Origin of the sequence: Haloactinomyces albus (assembly GCF_031458135.1) — a bacterium.
GTDB classification, from domain to species: Bacteria; Actinomycetota; Actinomycetes; order Mycobacteriales; family Pseudonocardiaceae; genus Haloactinomyces; species Haloactinomyces albus.
The window spans coordinates 1577348-1595653 of the sequence record NZ_JAVDXW010000001.1; the positions used below are offsets into that span (position 1 = coordinate 1577348).

Below are 18306 nucleotides of genomic sequence, written 5' to 3' on the forward strand. Positions count from 1 at the left end.
CGGGTGAGGGCAAATTCCTGTCGGATGAGCGCAGATCCGTGACGGACGGGCACGGAAAGTGACTTGCTCATGACGACCACACCGACTGTCCGTGGATTCCGGTTACCCGGCACGGCGCTTGAGCCTGCGGCGTTCCCGCTCGGACAGGCCACCCCAGATCCCGAAGCGCTCATCGTGTTCGAGCGCATACTCCAGACATTCGGAGCGGACCTCGCACCCGGCACAGATACGCTTGGCTTCCCGCGTGGATCCCCCTTTTTCCGGAAAGAACGCCTCCGGGTCCGTCTGAGCGCACAAAGCACGCTCCTGCCACTCCTGTTCCTCCTCGTCCATCTCGAACAGCCCGGCGAGGACATTCATTTCGGCTATGTGCGACTCCCCCCGCTCCATGAGAAGGCCTTCTCCTGTCTGCACCATGTGTGTTTTCCTCCCCCGATCGCTCCCGGTCCCGCGAGCCCTCCCCAGGGCATTCGGGACGCACTCGACCAGCACTCCTACCGATCACACCCGGCGAAGAACGAGTTGTCTCCGCCGCCGGCCGACTCCCTCCGCGAATGTCGGAAAGTTCGACCGACCGCTTGCCTGTCGTGTTTCTCAGCCCCGGCCGATCACCGCATGACTTGCCAGCCGACAGGCTGATAGCTGCGTGTTCCCTCACACACCAACCGTTTCAGCGAAGAATGACACCGTTGTGATTACACCCGTGTAGCTCCTTGCGGTCAAGAAGAAACAGTCTGTAGGGGGACACCGCCACTCCACCACGAAGCGCAGGCACATCCCCACGTTCGGCAGACAGCGGTACTCCATCGGCGCACAGTGCCACTCCGTCCGACTGCCTGCATGATCCTTGATCTAGGAATACCACTCGGTGCGCTTCCACGCCTGCCGAACGACGAAGGGAGACTGGTGGGGTGAACAACACCGCGAAGCGAGTCAGCCCCCTCTTCCTGGCACTGCTCGGCGTGACTGTCGTAGGCGGTGTCCTGGCGAGTCAGGACAACACCGCCGCACGCATCGCGGGTGTCGTGCTGATCGTGCTCGGCGGGTGGGCGAGTTCGCTGTGCCTGCACGAATTCGGCCACGCGATCACCGCGTTTCGCGGTGGTGACCGCGAGGTCCGCGCGAAGGGCTACCTGACCCTGGATCCACGGCACTACACCGATCCGGTGCTGAGCATCGTGCTGCCACTGCTGTTCGTGGCCATCGGCGGAATTCCACTGCCCGGTGGCGCGGTCTGGATCAACCATGCCGCCCTGCGGTCCCGGCGCAGCGAGTCGATGGTGTCGCTGGCCGGGCCGCTGATGAACCTGGCCCTCGGGATCCTTCTCACGGCGGCCGTCGCCACGTTCACCATGCCTGCCGGTCTGGCCGCAGGACTGTCGTATCTGGCTTTTCTGCAGGTCATCGGATTCGTGTTGAACATCCTGCCGGTTCCGGGGCTGGACGGGTACGGCGCGATCGAACCGTGGCTGTCCGGCCCCGCGCGCCGCTTCGGGGAGAAAGCGCGGCCGTGGGCCCCGCTGATCATCATCGCCGTCATCATCGGCATCCCGGGCGCCGGAGTCGCGTTCTTCTCCTTCGCCTTCTGGTTCTTCGACCTGGTCGGCGGCTCCGGCTTGCTGGCCCGCATCGGGGATTCCCTGTTCCGCTTCTGGCAGTAAAACTGCACGGGGGCGCACGTACGCCCCGCAAGAAATGCAGTTTCGCGCGAAACTGCAAAAACCGCCCGCACCTGCGCATGCCGACGGTGCTTGCGGACAACGGCACGAGTCACAGCGAGGTTCACGGCATCGGCCGCGGCCCTCCGTGGGAGGATGCCGGGTGTGAAGGTCGTAGTACTGGTCGGTGGAGTCGGCGGGGCGCGTTTCCTGCTGGGCGTCAAGCAAGCTCTGGGAATGCCCGCGGTCGGTGAACCGGAACAGCCGACACCCCACGAGGTCTCGGCGGTGGTCAACATCGGCGACGACGCCTGGATGCACGGTTTGCGCGTGTGCCCGGATCTGGACACGTGCATGTACACCCTGGGTGGCGGCATCGATTCCGAGAAGGGCTGGGGACGCGTCGAGGAGACCTGGTCGGTCTCGGCCGAGCTGGCTGCCTACGGTGCCGAGCCGAACTGGTTCGGCCTCGGCGACCGCGATATCGCCACCCATTTGGTGCGTTCGAGGATGCTGCGTGCCGGCTACCCGCTGTCGGCGGTGACCGAAGCGCTGTGCGACCGGTGGCGGCCGGGAGTTCGGTTGCTTCCGGTCAGCGACGAGCGCGTCGAGACCCACGTCGCCATCGAGGGCCCGGAAGGGCAGGGGCCTCGGGCAGTGCATTTCCAGGAATGGTGGGTCCGCTACCGTGCCGAGCCGGCAGCGCAGGCGATCGTGCCGGTCGGAGCCGACGAGGCGGAGCCTGCCCCGGGGGTGTCCGAGGCTCTGGAACAAGCCGACGTCGTGCTCATCGCACCGTCCAATCCCGTGGTCAGCATCGGCACCCTGCTGGCCGTACCGGGTTTCGGTGCGGCTCTGCGCGCGACGCAGGCACCGGTGGTCGGGCTGTCCCCGATCGTCGGCGGACAACCGGTGCGCGGTATGGCCGACGCCTGCCTGAACGCGATCGAGGTGGACAGCACGGCCGAGGCCGTCGGCGGACACTACGGCGCGAGGCCCACGGGCGGCGTCCTCGATGCCTGGTTGGTACACAGCGGAGACAATGTCGATGTCCCCGGTGTCGCGGTCCGGCAGGTGCCACTGCTGATGTCCGATGTGGAGGCCACCGCACAGATGGCCCGTGCGGCGTTCGAGATCGCAGGCCTGCCCGTCCCGGAGGGAGCACGATGACCGATCACGCCGCTACGGGTGGAGTGCAGCTGTTCGCCGTTCCCGGACTTCCCGAGTTCGAGCACGGGGACGATCTCGCCGCCTCGATCGCCACCGCGGCGCCCTGGCTCGCCGACGGCGACGTGGTGGTGGTCACCAGCAAAATCGTGTCCAAAGTAGAAGGAAGAACGGTCCGGGCGCCGCTGGATCCGGACCAGCGCGACGCACTTCGCCGCGAGTACGTCCTGTCGGAGTCCACGCACGTGCTTGCCCGGCGCGGGCGGACACTGATCACCCAGAACAAGCTGGGAATCGTACAAGCGGCATCGGGCGTGGACGCCTCCAATGTCGCCTTGGACCACATTGCCCTCCTCCCGGAGGATCCCGACGCCTCGGCGCAGGAGCTGCGCAGTGGGCTACGGCAGCACCTCGGGGTCGAGGTGGCGGTCGTGGTGACCGACACGATGGGCCGGGCATGGCGCATGGGCCAGACCGATGTCGCGATCGGCTCCAGCGGACTCGAAGTGATCCACCGCTACGCGGGCAACACCGACTCCCAGGGCAACGAACTCGCCGTCACCGAGGTCGCCATCGGCGACGAGATCGCAGGCGCGGCCGACCTGGTCAAGGGCAAGCTCGGTGGTGTCCCCGTCGGAGTCGTCCGGGGATTCGTCTCCGACGACGACGGCTCGTGCGGGCGCGACCTCGTCCGCACGGTCGATGACGACCTCTTCCAGCTCGGCACTGCCGAGGCACTGGCGCAGGGACACCGCGAGGCGGTACTGATGCGCCGCTCGGTGCGCTCTTTCACCGATGATCCGGTGGATCCCGAAACTCTGCACCGTGCGGTCGGGGCCGCGCTCACTGCCCCGGCACCGCACCACACCCGCCCGGTGCGCTTCGGGTGGCTGCGTGATCGTGCACTGCGTGGGAAGCTGCTGGACGCGATGCGCGCGGCATGGCTGGAGGACCTGCGAGCCGACGGTCTGTCGGAGGAGCGTGCGCAACGCCGCGTCGGGCGTGGCGACCTGCTCTATGCCGCACCGGAAGTGATCGTGCCGTTTCTGGTGCGGAGCGGCTCGCACGACTACCCGGATGAACGCCGCAGCGATGCGGAACGGTCGATGTTCACCGTCGCAGGGGGCGCGGCGGTGCAGGGACTCCTGGTCTCGCTGGCCGCCGAGGAACTCGGCTCCTGTTGGGTGTCGTCCACACTGTTCTGCCCGGACGTCGTGCGTTCGACACTGGAGCTGCCGGAGTCGTGGGAGCCGCTGGGGGCGGTCGCGGTCGGTCATCCGGAGGAGAAGAGCACCGGACCGCGGCCCCCGCGGGATCTCGACGGCGGATTGGTGGAGCTGTGAGCGGTCCACACACCGACACCCTGCGCACTCTCGGCGAGTGGCGGCCGGATGATCCGCAGCAGGAAGCGCTGCGGCACGCCTTCCTGACGATGCTCGACGCTCGGTCGGATGTGTGTCTGCGTGCGTGTGCACCCGGCCATGTGACCTCGTCGGCCGCACTGGTCGACGCCGCCGGTGAACACGTGATGCTGACCCTGCACCCGAGGGTCGGGCGGTGGCTGCAGCTCGGCGGTCACTGCGAGGCCGAGGACACCACGCTGGCGGGCGCGGCGCTGCGGGAGGCCGCCGAGGAGTCCGGCATGGACGGTTTGACCGTGGACCCCGTCCCGATCCATCTGGACGTGCATCCGATCACGTGTTCACTGGGCACGCCGACCCGGCATTTCGACGTGCGATTCGTCGTGCGCGCACCGGCAGGGGCTCGGCCGACCCGCAGTGCGGAGTCGCTGGACCTGCGCTGGTGGCCTCTGGATGCCCTGCCGGCCGGTTCCGACCTCGCTCCCCTCGTGGCCGCCGCTCGGGCACGGCTGGCGGAGTAGCGATCACGCCGAGTTCTTGAACACGGCAGCCTCCAGCCGCCGCACAATGAACACGCTGCGTCACTCACCTCGGGCTTCACGAACAGCTTGGACAATCTCTTCCACGGTCAACAGGCCTCCGCCGATCGGCTCCCAGGTCGCGAGCTCAGCATTGCGGGCTCGGCGTTCCTCTGCTGTCGGGGACGACATGCTCTCCCCCACCATCTCGGATTGCTGTTCTTGCTCATCCATGGAGAGAGTGTGCCGCTGAACCGGATTGCTACGCGAGGCACATCCCGCGGTGGCCGCGGGCGGACACCGCGGCCGAAGCGAGAGCGGGCGGCAGGTCGAGCACGAACCGCGATCGCCGGATCCGCACGGCCGCGTCCTTCGGCGGCGAGGCGTCAGCAGTCGTGGGAGAACCGGACACCGCTCGGGGGCAGTTCCACACCGGGCCACACCCTGGCACCATCGAGGAGTTCGCACTCCGCGCCGATGACCGCACCGTCACCGATGACACCGCCGCGCACCACGGCGCCCTTGCCGACGCGGGCACCGGCGCCGAGCACGCTGCGCTCCACCACGGCATCCGCTTCGACGTGGGCGCGGGCGAACAAGGTCGATCCCGTGACTGCGGCACCCGCCTCGATCACACAGTCCGCTCCGATGGTGCTGCCTCCCGTCACCGAGGCTTCCGAGGACACCTCGGCCCGGTCGAGCACGAGCGCCTCGCCGGGACGGGCAGGCAGCGCTTCCGAGGGCGCCGCACCACGGACCAGATCGGCGGAGCCACGCACGAACGCTGCCGGGGTGCCCAGATCCAACCAGTACGAGGCGTCGACATGGCCTTGCAGCCGTGCGCCGGAGGCCAGCAATCCGGGGAACGTCTCACGCTCCACCGATACCGGACGTCCCGGAGGGATCGACTCGATCACCGGACGCCGGAAGACATAGCAGCCCGCGTTGACCTGGTCGACCGGCGGATCGTCGGTCTTTTCCAGAAAGGCCGTCACCCGGCCGTCCGCATCGGTGGGCACACAGCCGAACCGGCGCGGATCGTCGACCTTGACCAGATGCAACGTCGCGTCGGCGGAATGGTGCCGGTGCGTGTGCACGAGACCGTGCAGATCCACGCCGGAGAGGATATCGCCGTTGAACACCACGACATCCTGCTCACGCAACCGGTCGGCCACATTGCGGATGGCACCGGCCGTGTCCAGCGGCTCCTGCTCGACGACGTACTCCAGTTCCATTCCCAGCGCCGCCCCGTCACCGAAGTATTCGGCGAACACCTCGGCCTGGTAGGAGGTGCCCAACACCACATGCGTGATTCCCGCGGCACGGAGACGTGAGAGCACATGGGTGAGGAAGGGAACTCCTGCCGTGGGCAGCATCGGCTTCGGCGCCGACAGCGTGAGCGGGCGTAACCGCGTTCCCCGTCCCCCCACGAGCACCACGGCTTCCACCCCACGCAGGGCGGACTCACCGGGACCGGCCGAACCAGCCGACATGTCGCGTCGAGCCTCCTTCACCGAACGAAGTCACTGACGAGTGAACCCATGAGGAATACTCTGGCAGGAGCAGCGTCATCGTGGACACGGCACCCCTGTCAGGATGGCCCCCGATACGGAGCCGTCCCACGGGCCCGACGACCATGTCGGAAGGGCCGGCGCCGCGCTGCGGCCGAATACGCTGATCCGGCGAAGTATTGAGAGGGCACCGCATGGACCCCCGAAACCGAGCCGACGACGCGCTTGACCGTGCGAGGGCACGTGGCGCGTTCGTCGTCACCCCGGACAGCGCGACCTCACCGATGGACGCTTCGAGTACGGAGCGCATTCCGCGTGACATCATCGACGATGCGGACCGTGATTCGAACTCCACAGTGGTCCTGTCCCATTCCCCCCAGCAGGAGCCGTCCGAGCGGAGCGCTCCCTCGCACGGCGGATGGCCACCCGACGGCTACGGGCAATTCCCGTACGACCAGGGCGGGTTCGGCCCACCCCAGTACGGCCAGCCGCAGTACGACCAGTCGCAGCCCGGCCGGCCACAGTACGGGCAACCGCCGTACGCGCAACCGCCGTACAACCAGTCGCACCCCGACCAACTTCGGTACGGCCAGCCGCAGTACGGGCAGCCGCAGTACGGGCAGCTCGACCACGGTCAGTCACAGACCATGCCTCCGAACCCGTATGGTTCCCAGCGCACCACCCACGAGTTCGCTCCCCCCGGCTCATGGGCAGCGCAGCAGTATCCGAATCCCGAAGACTCCCCGGATCCCCGGAGCTGACGTCCGTATCATGCACGGCTACCCTTCGCGGTTCGCCGTGCGCACGGCGATGCGCGCACGCGTTCCCAGCGCTGCGCGCAGAAACAGGCGCAGCGGCAGCCATGCCGCGCCCCGATACCGGTCGGCAAGGTAGCGATAGGCGCTGCGGTGGTGCTCGGTCAGCATCCGGGCCGAGGCCTGTGACGTCGAGTGCCCACCGATGTGCACGATCTCGGCGGAGGGCACGTAGACGTTGAGCCAGCCCGCTCGAGCGAGACGGTCGCCGAGGTCCACGTCTTCGAAGTACATGAAGTAGCGCGGATCGAAACCGGTGACGGAATCCATGGCTTCACGCCGAATCAGCAGGCACGAACCGGACAGCCACCCGGCGGTGCGCTCGGCAAGGGCCACTTCCGACTGCCGGTAGGCACGGCTGAACGGGTTGGACGGCCAGATCTTGCACAGCAGCGCATGGCCCACTCCGCGACCGAGCGAAGGACGCAGTCGTGCCGAGGGGTAGACACCGCCGTCCGGTTCCTTGATGAGCGGTCCGAAGGAACCACCCCGGGGCCAGCGCGCGGCGGCGGCCAGCAGCTCGTCCAGGCAGCCCGCGCCCCATTCCACGTCGGGGTTGACCACGACGACCCATCCGTACTCCTCGCCCAGCTCGGCCACACCCCGGTTTGCCGCCGCGCCGTAGCCGAGGTTGGCACCCATCGGTACCAGGTCGACATCCGGCCGTTCCGCCGCGCGCTCGGGGGCGCCGTCGGTGGACCCGTTGTCGGCGAGGATGACCCGGACTCGCCTGTCGGTGGCCTTGGGCAGCGTGTCCAGGAACCGTTCCAGGGTGCGGCCGGGCGAGTAGGTCACGGTGACGACGGCGAGCTCATCGCCGTAAGTGCGCGAGTCGGTCACGGCGTCATTCTGCCGTGTCACCTGACGCACGCGACGCGCGGCACGGTGGCACGGCGGTTCCGGAGCGATCGCACAGTCCGCCTACTCCTTCGGCAGCTCCGGGGTCTTGCCCCGTATTCGGCGAACCAGCCGGTACGCGCCCGGGAAGCCCACGAGGGGAGCCACCACGCTCATGACCACCATCGCCACGGTCCCCCAAACCGGCCTCGGTTCGAAGTCGGCGCGATAGATCACCGAGCGGGTCGTGGCCTTCGAGGCTGCTTCCTCCCGTTCGACCACCGCGACTGCACGGCCGATGTCGGCGTCGGTCAATTGCGAGTACGGAACCTCACGCATCTCCACCCTGCCGTCATCCCAGCGCACCCTCGCATCACAGACCCACCACCAACCGGTCAGGTACTCCCGGCCCGGCGCCTCGGACTCCGTGATCGGCCCCGAAAAACGGCACTGCTGCGCGACGGCGACACCGCGCGCCACGACCTCGGAACCAGCCGCGAAGCCACCGAAACAATGAGTGGTCAGGTTGATACCGAGAAGAAGCATCAGGATCGAGGCCGCGACCAGCGGAAAATCAGGAACAATGCGCTTGGTTCCTCTTCGCCGCACCGGAAGCAGTGTCCCTCGAAGGAAGCGGGGCACTGCGCTGGAAACCTATTCCGCTTTTCCTGCCCGGTGGTGTCCTTCCAGTGATTCTGCTCATCATAGGTACCACCAATAGCGGCAGAGTTCCGCACGGTGTGAAGGCGGCCTCCTGCGGTACGCTCATGGAATCCAGGCAGTTTTCCCGGCAATTCCCCGCACGTCTTTACCGGCGTTGTGCACCGGCTCCAGAGTGCCCTTGACCCTGTCCAGCGCCGGCTTGACCCTCTTGACGATCTCGGCCGGATTCTGAATCGAGCGCACGATCCTCCGCAGCCATTCGGCCACTCGACGAGTTCGGGACATCGCCGAGGACAGCAATGTCCCGAACGGGTCGGACGAAGACGTCGTCACGATTACCCCGCCTGTTCCCCAGCACTCACCCGACAGCACTCACCCGACACAAGAGATTTGTCCGCGTTTTCCGAGGACGAGTCACTTCACCACGGCACACATCCCACCACATCGCGCAATACGCGAAGGCCGAGATGGTCGAAGCCACAGCTCGATCAGCGTGCGCGCAGGGCGCCACCGTCCCGGGCGAAGGCCTCGGACAGGGCCTGGCGCCACGGCCGCATCGGCGTGCAGCCCTCCTCGATCCAGGCACGTTCGGACAGCGCCGAGAACGCGGGCCGGGGTGCCGGACGGGGGAAATCCGCGGTGGAACAGGGCCGCACGCGATCCGGATCGGCCCCGAGTTCGGAAAAAACCGCACGGGCGAGTTCGAACCAGCTCGCCCGGCCGGAATTGGTGCAGTGCAACACCGCACGTTGCGGCCCCTGTTGCCGCGTGGCCCGGTCGGCAAGCTCGACAAGACCGCTTGCGAGATCGGCTGCCCAGGTCGGCGAACCGAACTGGTCGTCCACAACGGACACCGTCTCGCGCTCGGACTCCAGCCGGGTCATCGTCTTCACGAAATTACCGCCTCGGCCACCGTAGACCCACGAGGTGCGGACCACCCAGGCCCGCGCCTGCGAGGCGAGTACGGCGCGCTCGCCATCGAGCTTCGTTCGCCCGTACACCGTGCGCGGGCTCGGAGTGTGCTCCGGCTCGTACGGCTCGGTGGCATCACCGGGAAACACGTAGTCGGTGGAGACGTGCACCAGCGGTAGCTCGCAGGCTCTGCATGCCTCGGCGAGGGCGGCCGCACCGCCGGTGTTGACCTCGGCGGCACGGGTTCGGTCGGTCTCTGCCGCGTCCACCGCCGTGTAAGCGGCAGCATTGAGCACCACGGGTCGCAATTGCGCATCCCGGGCGGCCTCCGTGAAGGAGTCGACCACGTCGGCGACGGCGTCGGGATCGGCAATGTCCAGTTCGGTGGAGCCCGGGGCGTGTACCAGGCAATTCCGGCCTGCACCGACGCGCCGGGCCAGTTCCCGGCCGAGTTGACCTCGGCCGCCGGGTATCAGCACGGCCAGCCGCGACGTCACGAGGTCCCCCTGGTCCGTGTCACCGGAGACCGCGCCGCAGCGGATCGGGTCGCAGCGGATGAGGCCGCAGAAGCCTCGACTGCCGAACTCTTCAATGGTTCCCACCATTCCCGGTTGTCCCGGTACCACCGCACGGTCTCGTCCAATCCCTCGGTGAAGTCGACAACGGGGACATAGCCCAGCTCCGAGCTGATCTTGTCGTAAGCCACCGAGTAGCGGCGATCGTGCCCTTTGCGGTCGGCGACCCGGCGCACCATCGACCAGTCGGCATCCACGGCATCCAGCAGCTTGCCGGTGAGCTCCCGGTTGGTCAGCTCGGTGCCGCCGCCGATGTTGTAGACCTCGCCGGGCACACCCGACTCGGCCACGAGTTGGATCCCCCGGCAGTGGTCGGTGACGTGCAACCAGTCGCGGACGTTGCCACCGTCGCCGTACAGCGGTACCGGCTCGCCGTTCAGCAGGTTGGTGACGAACAGCGGAATCATCTTCTCCGGGTGCTGGTACGGCCCGTAGTTGTTCGAGCATCGCGTCACGCACACCGGAAGACCATGGGTGCGGTGGTAAGCGCGGGCGAGCAGGTCCGAACCGGCTTTCGACGCCGAGTACGGCGAATTCGGGTCGAGAGGATGCTCTTCCGGCCAGGAGCCGTCCTCGATGGAACCGTAGACCTCGTCGGTGGACACGTGCACGAACTTGCTCACCCCGGCTGCCACCGCCGCGTGCAGCAGCGTGTTCGTTCCGGCAACATTGGTGAGCACGAAGTCCGAGGCTCCCGCGATGGAACGATCGACGTGGGATTCGGCCGCGAAGTGCACCACGACATCGGCTCCGTCCATGACCTCGGCAACCAGGGCCGGATCACAGATGTCACCGTGGACGAAACGCAGGCCGGGCCGGTCGGCGACCGGCCGCAGGTTCTCCTCGGTGGCGGCGTAGGTGAGCTTGTCGAGCACGGTCACCTCGGCTCCGGCGAAAGCCGGGTACACCCCGTCCAGCAGTTGCCGGACGTAGTGCGAGCCGATGAAACCGGCTCCTCCGGTGACCAGAACCCGCATCGCACCATATCCTTTCGACAGTGGTCGCATCAGCCGCCTTGGCGACGGACCCCACCAGCCAAGGCCGAGCCCCCACCGTAATTCGGGCCCACACCACGGCCCGAACCCTCGCAGTCCGGCTCGTCGCCGCACAGAGATACGCCGATGTTACGCAACCCACGGTGAGCATGAAGCGTCACCCGGACGGGTAATGTGCTCCACCTTGGCGGCACACCAGCATGATGGCTCCACCGACACGAGGCAGCGACCGCAGTTAACCTGCAACAGAGGACGGGTGAAACCGCCTGGGATCGTGTAGCACGCACACAGGTAGCCCAAGGAGGATTCAGCGTGGACAACCGGCCACAGCGGCCAGGTGGCCCACCCGGCAGGCCGGGCCAGCCCGGCAGGCCCGTTCCGCCCGGTGACCGGCCGCCCGGAGCGCGCCGCTCCGGCCCGCCGCCCCCTCCCGAACGAAGGGGCAGGCAGGCAGGACCTCCACCGCCCGGCCAATCGAGTCCGCGCCCTTCGCACGGTAACCAGCGCAGCCGTTCCGGTCCCACATCGAGCGATCCGCGAAGGAAGCAGCCCCCTGGCGCCCCTCCGGACAGAGCTCGGCAACGCGGCCAAGGGAACCCCCGCGAACAGCGCCCGCGCGATCGACGCCCGCGCCGACGATGGTTCCACGCCGTCAGAGTCCTCATGGCATTGATCTCGGTCGTCATCCTGGGGACCACCGGTTACGCCTGGGGTACCTTCCGCAACCTCAATTCCGGCCTGCAGGGCAACGACGTCATCAACGAAACCCTGACGGCGCCGGACGGCGCAACGGACATCCTGCTCATCGGCAATGACAGCCGCACCGATGCCCAGGGGAATCCACTCCCGGACGAGGTCCTGAGCAAGCTTCGAGCCAGTGACGACGGGGGCGGCGACCTCACCGACACGATGATCCTGGTCCGCATTCCCAACGGTGGACAGCGCGCCAGTGCCGTGTCCTTCCCCCGGGACACCCGGGTCGAGATGCCCGAGAACTACGGCACCCACAAGCTCAACTCCGCCTATGCGCGGGCGAAGGCGGAGGCCGCGGACAACCTCAAGCAGCAGGGCCTGACCGATCAACAGGTCATCGAGCAACGGGCCACCACACGCGGCCAGAAGTTCCTCATCAAGACGATCGAGCGGATTTCCGGGGTCCACATCGACCACTACGCCGAGGTCAACCTGCTCGGCTTCTACCGGGTCACCAAGGTCATCGGCGGGGTGAAGGTCTGCCTGAAGAATCCGGTCGACGACAGCGAATACTCCGGTGCCGTGTTCCCGGCAGGGCCACAGGTCATCAAGGGCGCGGACGCGCTGGCCTTCGTGCGCCAGCGGCACGGGCTTCCCCGCGGGGATCTCGATCGCATCGTGCGTCAGCAGGTATTCATGTCCGCCTTGGCCAAAAAGATCCTGTCCCGAGGCACGCTGAGCAACCCGGCGAAGCTGTCCGAACTCGTGGACGCACTCAAGGACTCCATCGTCCTGGACAAGGACTGGGACATCCTCAGCTTCGCCCAGAAAATGCAGGGCATCGCAGCAGGAAACATCAAGTTCCACACCATCCCACTGGAGCGCACCGGCGGCTCCGGGAAGATCACGATCGATCGGCAGGAGGTCCAGCGCTTCGTCGACAACCTGCTGCTTCCGCCCGCCGAGCGCAAGGCCAGACAACAGGCCGCAGCAGCCGCGGAGGAAAAGCGGTCCCGGACCACGGTCAACGTCTACAATGCCTCCGACGTCGGCGGGCTTGCCGGGCGTGTGCTCGACAACCTCACCAATGAGGGTTTCGACAGGGGCGTCAGCGCCAACGCCGACTCGCCGATGTCGCAATCGGTCGTCCGGTATGCGCCGGGCGAGCAAGCCGTCGCCAAGCTGGCCGCGAGCGAGCTCGGGGGGCTAGCGACCGAGGCGAGCGACACCGTGGAATCGGGGAGTGTGGAAGTCTACCTGGGCAGCGCGTACAGCGGGCCCGGTACGCGGAACTTCGCCGGTGACAGGACCGTGCGCCTGGACGGTATGCAGCAGAGCAAGCCCCGGCCCGCACAGCAGCCGCACCCTCGGCAGCAGGACCAGGGCAAGCAGCCGATCACGGCAGGTGGTGTCCCCTGCGTCAACTGACGCGCCACCGGGCAATCCACCCACGAACGTGCATCCGAAAGCGCCGTGGATGCCGGTGACCCCGCGCTTCCCGGACTCGCGTTAGCCTGCCCGCATGAGCGTCACCCAAGCACTGCTCGCCCCGATGCTGAACACCGGCTCACCACGGCCGCTGATCACGCACTACGACGATGCCACCGGCGCCCGCGTCGAACTCTCCAGGATCACCGTGGCCAACTGGGCCGCGAAGACGGCGAACTGGCTGGTCGACGAGCTCGATGTCGAGCCGGGTACTCCCGTGGCGGTGTCCCTGCCCGCACACTGGCAGACCGCGGGGATTCTGCTCGGGGCCTGGTGGTGCGGTGCGCAGGTGACCGATGCTGCCCGGGGAGCCGAAGTCGCGCTCGTTCCCGCTGCGGCGACCGGGGCCGGCGAGGGCGCGCGCACGGTGGCCGCGGTCAGCCTGGACCCTCTCGGTGCCTCGGCGACGGATCTGCCCGACGGCGTCGTGGACTACTCCTCCGAAGTCCGTGTGCACGGTGACGAGTTCACATCTCTCGCTCCGATCCCCGGCAGCACACCGGCCCTGCTTCGGTCCACGGTGGATGAGGTGCTCGCTGCCGCGCGGGACCGTGCAGCGGAACTCGGCATCGGCAAGAACGATCGGGTGCTGTCCACCCTGGAGTGGTCTCTGCCCGCAGGCGTCGTCGACGGACTGCTGACCGTGCTGGCGGCCGAGGGATCGCTGGTGCAGCTCACGAACTCCACGGGGACCAATCCCGACCGCGACACGCTGGACAAGCGCCGCTCCGACGAGCGCACCACCGTCGAACTGGGTACCGGCTGAACGGATACCGGCGGCCGAGTCGCAGGCCGACCGTGGTCGGTATCCGGAAACCGGTCACCTCCACCCCGGAACCTACTGGCGAGTAGCATCGGCGTGTGTCGGAATCCCAGTCCCTGTTCCAACCCGATGGCGACCTGTTCGTCCCGACCGAGGCCGCCGGCAATCCCTGGGGAGAGTTGACCGGAGGCGGACCTGTCGCCGGGCTGCTCGCCCGCGCGATCGAGCAAGCGGTCGACGATCCGGAAAGGCTGATCACGCGACTGACCGTCGATCTGATGCGCCCTGTCCCCCGTCGGGGGGTCGCGGTCGCACACAGGACGCTGCGCTCGGGTAAGCGCCTCCAGGTGATCGAAGCAAGCCTCACGCTCGACGGCACCGAGGTGGTCCACGCGGTCGCGCAGGCCGTGCACCGCTCCGAAGTCGGAGAAACCGCACCGGCTCAGCAGGCACCCTTCGCGGGACCGGAAGGCCTGCCGGACGGCTCACTGCTGCCTGCAGGCCTGGGGCTGCGCTGGGGTGTGCACGATGTCGTGGAGGTCCGCTGGATCGCCGACCAGAGCAGCGAGGGACCCAGCAGGGTGTGGATGCGGATGCCGGTGCCGCTGCTGCCGGGGGAGCCGCTGACCCCGCTGGTGCACACGGCGACACTGGTGGACTGCATCAGCGCGGCCAGCCCGATCGGCACGCACTTCGGCCCGTGGATCAACACCGACATCACGCTCTATGTGCACCGGGAACTCGAGGGCGAGTGGCTGGGCATGGAAATGGAGCGGGACACCGAACCCACGGGCGTCGGCGTGACACGGGCGAGGCTGTTCGACCGGTGCGGCCCGCTCGGAGTCGCCAACGAGGCCGTCATGGTCAACCAGCTCGGCTGAGGCGGCGGGAAGGTCTGAGGTTTTAGGGAAAACTTCAGAGGCCCTTCCCCGCATTCGGCTACCACTACTCGGAAGCCCTGTCCTGGGAGAGCTCATCCTGCAGTGCGGTGTGCTTGTCCTGCACGAGGCTTTCGAGGTTGCCCTGGAAGGCCGCCATGTCCGCGCGCAGGCGAGCGCCCAGTTCCCCGGAGTCGGCAGCCAGCATCCGGACCGCGAGCAGTCCCGCATTGCGTGCTCCCCCGACCGAGACCGTGGCGACCGGCACACCGGCGGGCATCTGCACGATCGACAGCAGCGAGTCCATCCCGTCGAGGTGCTTCAGCGGGACGGGCACGCCGATCACCGGCAACACCGTGGCCGAAGCGACCATGCCCGGCAGGTGCGCCGCTCCTCCCGCACCGGCGATGATGGCTCGGATTCCCCGGTCGGCGGCTTCGCGCGCGTAGTCGAGCATCCGCTGCGGGGTACGGTGCGCCGAGTACACCCCCGCCTCGAACGGCACGTCGAACTCGGTCAGCGCCTCGCCCGCCGCCTGCATCACCGGCCAGTCCGAGTCACTGCCCATGACCACACCGACCAGCGGGGCGTCACCTTCCGCCACTTTCTGCCTCCCGAACTCTCACCGCGTTGCCGGACTCACCCGAAAAGCCTAAAGCACACGCGCGGCGGGCCGGTCAGGCAGCGTCCGCAGCAGGGCCGTAGCAGTTTTCGGCAAAACTGCGCGCCCTGTTCCCCGGGGGGAGGGCAGAGCGATCAGCGATGCGGCACGGCACCGGCCACGAACGCCCGCCACTGCGCCGAGGTGAACGCCAGCACCGGCGAAGCCTCCCCCAGCTTGCTGTCCCGCACACCGACCCAGCCCGACACGTTGGTAGCCGCTTCAACACACGTGTTCTGCCCCTGTGACCGGCTCGACTTTCGCCATCCCCCGCACGACGAAGCGCACACCGAACTTCTTCGTAGTTCACCGTCATAGCTGTCGATCTGGACCGCAGACGATTCCAGCCCCAGGAACAGCGAGAACCACTCGGGCGCAGTATCGAGGAAGTCGCTCCACCAGTCACACCCCTTCTTCGCTCGTTTGAGCAGCTCTCGGAAGAACTCGATGCGTTCCGGATGCCCGTACCACGTGAGCAGGACTTCCAAGTCTGCCGCCGAGGGAAGATTGCGCATCGTCTCGATGTGCCCGATCTGACTCGGTGCCTTCCCCAGTAGCTCGGCCGCATCTTGACGGCTCACGCCGTTGGACTCCCGCAGTTTACGCAGCTCGAACGAAGGAGCAGGGACATGGGCGAGGTCAGCATGGGGACATGGGCCAAGATCGACGATCTATCCCATCCACCACCACGTGTGCCACGACGTGATCGAGTTCGAACTCGGCGGACGAGGCTCCGGCATCGAACTGGTCGCCACCGAAGCCGGACTGGCCAACCTGGTCCAGCGGGGCAGCGAAGCACTGAACGCACTGCGCTTTCAGCAGCAGGGCCCCAGCAGCACGAGGACCGACCCGTCGAAGGCGACCGAGTTCCGTTTGCGTCACCCGGCCGACGACTTCGACGACTTCGACGATCAGCGAACGGTCAGTGCACGGAGTAGCCGTCGGGCCACTCGCCGTGCCCCAGCCAGTGCGCCGCCAGCTTCGCCTGTCGCCGGATCTCGTCCATCTCCTCGCCCAGCACCGTCACATGGCCGAGCTTGCGCCCGGGCCGCTCGGCCTTGCCGTACAGATGCACCTTGGCCTGCGGGAAGCGCGCGAACAGGTGATGCAGCCGCTCGTCCAGCACCATCCGCGGTTCGGTGGGAGCGCCGAGCACGTTGCCCATGACCACGGCGGGAGCGCTCAAACCGGTATCGCCCAGCGGATAGTCCAGGACCGCACGCAGGTGCTGCTCGAACTGCGAGGTCCGCGCCCCCTCGATCGTCCAGTGCCCGGAGTTGTGCGGTCGCATGGCCAGCTCGTTGACGACCAGCCCCTGCTCGGTCTCGAACAACTCGACCGCGAGCAGTCCCACTACGCCGAGCTCCTCGGCGATCTTCAGCGCGAGGTCCTGGGCCTGCTGGGTAACGGCTTCGGAAGTGTTCGGAGCGGGAGCCAGCACCTCGACACAGATTCCCTCCGACTGCACGGTCTCGACCAGCGGCCAGGCCGCGCCCTGGCCGAACGGCGACCGGGCAACCAGCGCGGACAGCTCCCGACGCAGCGCCACCCGCTGCTCGACCATCAGCGGCGCCTGCGCGTCGAGCAGTTCGGACACGGTGCGCTTCGCGCTCTCCGGCGTGTTCAGCACCCACACACCCTTGCCGTCATAGCCGCCCCGCGCGGTCTTGAGCACGCACGGCCAGCCGTACTCGGCACCGAACTCGAGCACCTCGGAAACCTCGGTGACCGCCGCGAACGGCGGAACCGGCAGGCCCAGTTCGGCGATCCTGCGCCGCATCACCAACTTGTCCTGCGCGTGCAGCAGTGCCTCCGGCCCGGGATGTACTGCCACCCCGGCCGCACTCAGCGTGCGCAGGTGCTCGGCGGGGACGTGCTCGTGATCGAAAGTGACGGCATCACACCCCTCGGCGAAGGTGCGCAGAGCGGCCAGGTCGCTGTGATGGCCGATCTCGACGTTCGGGGCGACGAGCGCTGCAGGCTCTTCCTTGGAGGTGGCCAATACCTTGAGTGACTGCCCCAGTGGGATTCCCGCCTGGTGCGTCATCCTCGCGAGCTGGCCACCACCGATCATGCCGACAACTGGAGTTCCGGTGCGATGGTCCACGAGGTGTACAGCCTAACCGGTGAAAGATGCGAGTTCGTATCGACCGTGCCACAGGACACGTGTCCGTTCACCACCACAGGATATCGGCCCGAGCAGCTCCGTAGACTCGATGCCGTGTTCGTCGTCGATTCGGTGCTCACACACCTCCCGCAGGCTTGCCGCAGGATCGTGGTCAAGCATCGCGAGTTGCTCAAGTTCGGGATCGTCGGCGCGACCACGTTCTTCATCGACACGGCCATCTTCTACGTGCTGAAGTGGACCGTTCTCGAACCCAAGCCGGTCACCGCGAAGGTGTTCGCGGTGCTGGTGGCCACCATCGTCTCCTACGTCCTCAACCGCGAGTGGTCCTTCCGCGAACGCGGCGGGCGGGAAAGACACCACGAAGCCTCCCTGTACTTCCTGGTCAGCGGCATCGCCGTGGCTCTGTACGCGGCGCCGCTGTGGATCTCGCGCTATGTGCTGCTGCTGCAGACGCCCTACACCGGCAGGCTGACGGAGGAGATCGCCGACTTCACCTCCGGGCAGATCATCGGCCTGCTGCTCGGCATGGCATTTCGCTGGTGGGCATTCCGCCGGTGGGTCTTTCCCGACGACGGCGAACCCCCGCGTCAGTCGGGCGAGCCTCCGAGCCCCCGCTCCGAGACGGTTTCCTCCAGCTGAGACGCCTCATACAGGCGGATGCACACCCGCTTCCGGCGGCCGAG

The 18306-nt window shown here is 67.4% G+C and carries 20 protein-coding genes; 9 read left to right on the top strand and 11 right to left on the bottom strand.

Annotated elements, in window-relative coordinates; translation table 11 throughout:
- Positions 1-102: 102 nt before the first annotated feature.
- Positions 103-360 carry a WhiB family transcriptional regulator gene (locus JOF55_RS07345; RefSeq protein WP_310278300.1) on the bottom strand — a complete coding sequence of 86 codons (258 nt, stop codon included), beginning with the start codon at positions 358-360 and terminating at the stop codon, positions 103-105.
- 551 nt (positions 361-911) lie between these two features.
- Here JOF55_RS07345 and JOF55_RS07350 point away from each other — a divergent pair.
- From JOF55_RS07350 to JOF55_RS07365, 4 genes are all read left to right on the top strand, one after another.
- Positions 912-1661, top strand: coding sequence for a site-2 protease family protein (locus JOF55_RS07350; protein ID WP_310271533.1), 750 nt, complete (start codon positions 912-914; stop codon positions 1659-1661).
- Between the two features lie 162 nt (positions 1662-1823).
- On the top strand, positions 1824-2828 hold the full coding sequence (gene cofD, locus JOF55_RS07355; RefSeq protein ID WP_310271537.1) for a 2-phospho-L-lactate transferase: 1005 nt from the start codon (positions 1824-1826) through the stop codon (positions 2826-2828).
- On the top strand, positions 2825-4168 hold the full coding sequence (locus JOF55_RS07360) for a coenzyme F420-0:L-glutamate ligase (RefSeq protein WP_310271540.1): 1344 nt from the start codon (positions 2825-2827) through the stop codon (positions 4166-4168). Before cofD ends, JOF55_RS07360 begins: the two co-directional genes overlap by 4 nt.
- A complete protein-coding gene (locus JOF55_RS07365; protein ID WP_310271543.1) occupies positions 4165-4707 on the top strand; it encodes an NUDIX hydrolase in 543 nt (180 codons plus the stop codon). The genes JOF55_RS07360 and JOF55_RS07365 overlap by 4 nt, the downstream gene beginning before the upstream one ends.
- Positions 4708-4767: 60 nt before the next feature.
- Here JOF55_RS07365 and JOF55_RS07370 read toward each other — a convergent pair whose 3' ends face one another.
- Together JOF55_RS07370 and manB are read right to left on the bottom strand one after the other, a co-directional pair.
- Positions 4768-4938, bottom strand: coding sequence for a hypothetical protein (locus JOF55_RS07370; protein ID WP_310271546.1), 171 nt, complete (start codon positions 4936-4938; stop codon positions 4768-4770).
- A gap of 152 nt (positions 4939-5090) precedes the next feature.
- Positions 5091-6197: a mannose-1-phosphate guanylyltransferase gene (gene manB / locus JOF55_RS07375; RefSeq protein WP_310271549.1), complete on the bottom strand. Its 1107-nt coding sequence runs from the start codon at positions 6195-6197 to the stop codon at positions 5091-5093.
- Between the two features lie 212 nt (positions 6198-6409).
- Here manB and JOF55_RS07380 point away from each other — a divergent pair, with 212 nt between their 5' ends.
- Positions 6410-6976 carry a hypothetical protein gene (locus JOF55_RS07380; protein WP_310271552.1) on the top strand — a complete coding sequence of 189 codons (567 nt, stop codon included), beginning with the start codon at positions 6410-6412 and terminating at the stop codon, positions 6974-6976.
- Positions 6977-6994: 18 nt separating this feature from the next.
- On the opposite strand, the gene JOF55_RS07385 is transcribed toward JOF55_RS07380, so the two are convergent.
- The 5 genes from JOF55_RS07385 to rfbB form a co-directional block, all read right to left on the bottom strand.
- Entirely contained in the window at positions 6995-7870 is an 876-nt protein-coding gene (locus tag JOF55_RS07385; protein ID WP_310271554.1) for a glycosyltransferase family 2 protein, read from the bottom strand.
- Between the two features lie 81 nt (positions 7871-7951).
- Entirely contained in the window at positions 7952-8476 is a 525-nt protein-coding gene (locus JOF55_RS07390; protein WP_310271557.1) for a DUF6346 domain-containing protein, read from the bottom strand.
- 156 nt (positions 8477-8632) lie between these two features.
- Entirely contained in the window at positions 8633-8863 is a 231-nt protein-coding gene (locus tag JOF55_RS07395) for a hypothetical protein (RefSeq protein ID WP_310271560.1), read from the bottom strand.
- 155 nt (positions 8864-9018) lie between these two features.
- Entirely contained in the window at positions 9019-9939 is a 921-nt protein-coding gene (rfbD, locus tag JOF55_RS07400; protein ID WP_310271563.1) for a dTDP-4-dehydrorhamnose reductase, read from the bottom strand.
- Positions 9936-10994 (bottom strand): dTDP-glucose 4,6-dehydratase, encoded by a 1059-nt coding sequence (gene rfbB, locus JOF55_RS07405; RefSeq protein WP_310271565.1) that lies wholly within the window; start codon positions 10992-10994, stop codon positions 9936-9938. The genes rfbD and rfbB overlap by 4 nt, the downstream gene beginning before the upstream one ends.
- Before the next feature lie 681 nt (positions 10995-11675).
- Here rfbB and JOF55_RS07410 point away from each other — a divergent pair.
- The 3 genes from JOF55_RS07410 to JOF55_RS07420 all read left to right on the top strand — a co-directional run bounded on the left by JOF55_RS07410 (position 11676) and on the right by JOF55_RS07420 (position 14837).
- Positions 11676-13133, top strand: a complete 1458-nt coding sequence (locus JOF55_RS07410; protein WP_310271568.1) for an LCP family protein — start codon at positions 11676-11678, stop codon at positions 13131-13133.
- A gap of 94 nt (positions 13134-13227) precedes the next feature.
- Complete coding sequence (locus JOF55_RS07415; RefSeq protein ID WP_310271571.1) at positions 13228-13959, top strand: TIGR03089 family protein; 732 nt, start codon at positions 13228-13230, stop codon at positions 13957-13959.
- Positions 13960-14054: 95 nt separating this feature from the next.
- The gene (locus JOF55_RS07420) at positions 14055-14837 is read left to right on the top strand and encodes a thioesterase family protein (protein WP_310271574.1); all 783 of its coding nucleotides are present in this window, start codon (positions 14055-14057) and stop codon (positions 14835-14837) included.
- 64 nt (positions 14838-14901) lie between these two features.
- Here JOF55_RS07420 and purE read toward each other — a convergent pair whose 3' ends face one another.
- From purE to JOF55_RS07435, 3 genes are all read right to left on the bottom strand, one after another.
- A complete protein-coding gene (gene purE / locus JOF55_RS07425; RefSeq protein ID WP_374727415.1) occupies positions 14902-15402 on the bottom strand; it encodes a 5-(carboxyamino)imidazole ribonucleotide mutase in 501 nt (166 codons plus the stop codon).
- 188 nt (positions 15403-15590) lie between these two features.
- Positions 15591-16166 (bottom strand): DUF397 domain-containing protein, encoded by a 576-nt coding sequence (locus JOF55_RS07430; protein ID WP_310278302.1) that lies wholly within the window; start codon positions 16164-16166, stop codon positions 15591-15593.
- Between the two features lie 251 nt (positions 16167-16417).
- Entirely contained in the window at positions 16418-17602 is a 1185-nt protein-coding gene (locus JOF55_RS07435; protein ID WP_310271582.1) for a 5-(carboxyamino)imidazole ribonucleotide synthase, read from the bottom strand.
- A 114-nt stretch (positions 17603-17716) separates the two neighbouring features.
- On the opposite strand from JOF55_RS07435, the gene JOF55_RS07440 reads away from it, so the two are divergent.
- The gene (locus JOF55_RS07440) at positions 17717-18262 is read left to right on the top strand and encodes a GtrA family protein (protein ID WP_310271585.1); all 546 of its coding nucleotides are present in this window, start codon (positions 17717-17719) and stop codon (positions 18260-18262) included.
- Positions 18263-18306 lie beyond the last annotated feature (44 nt).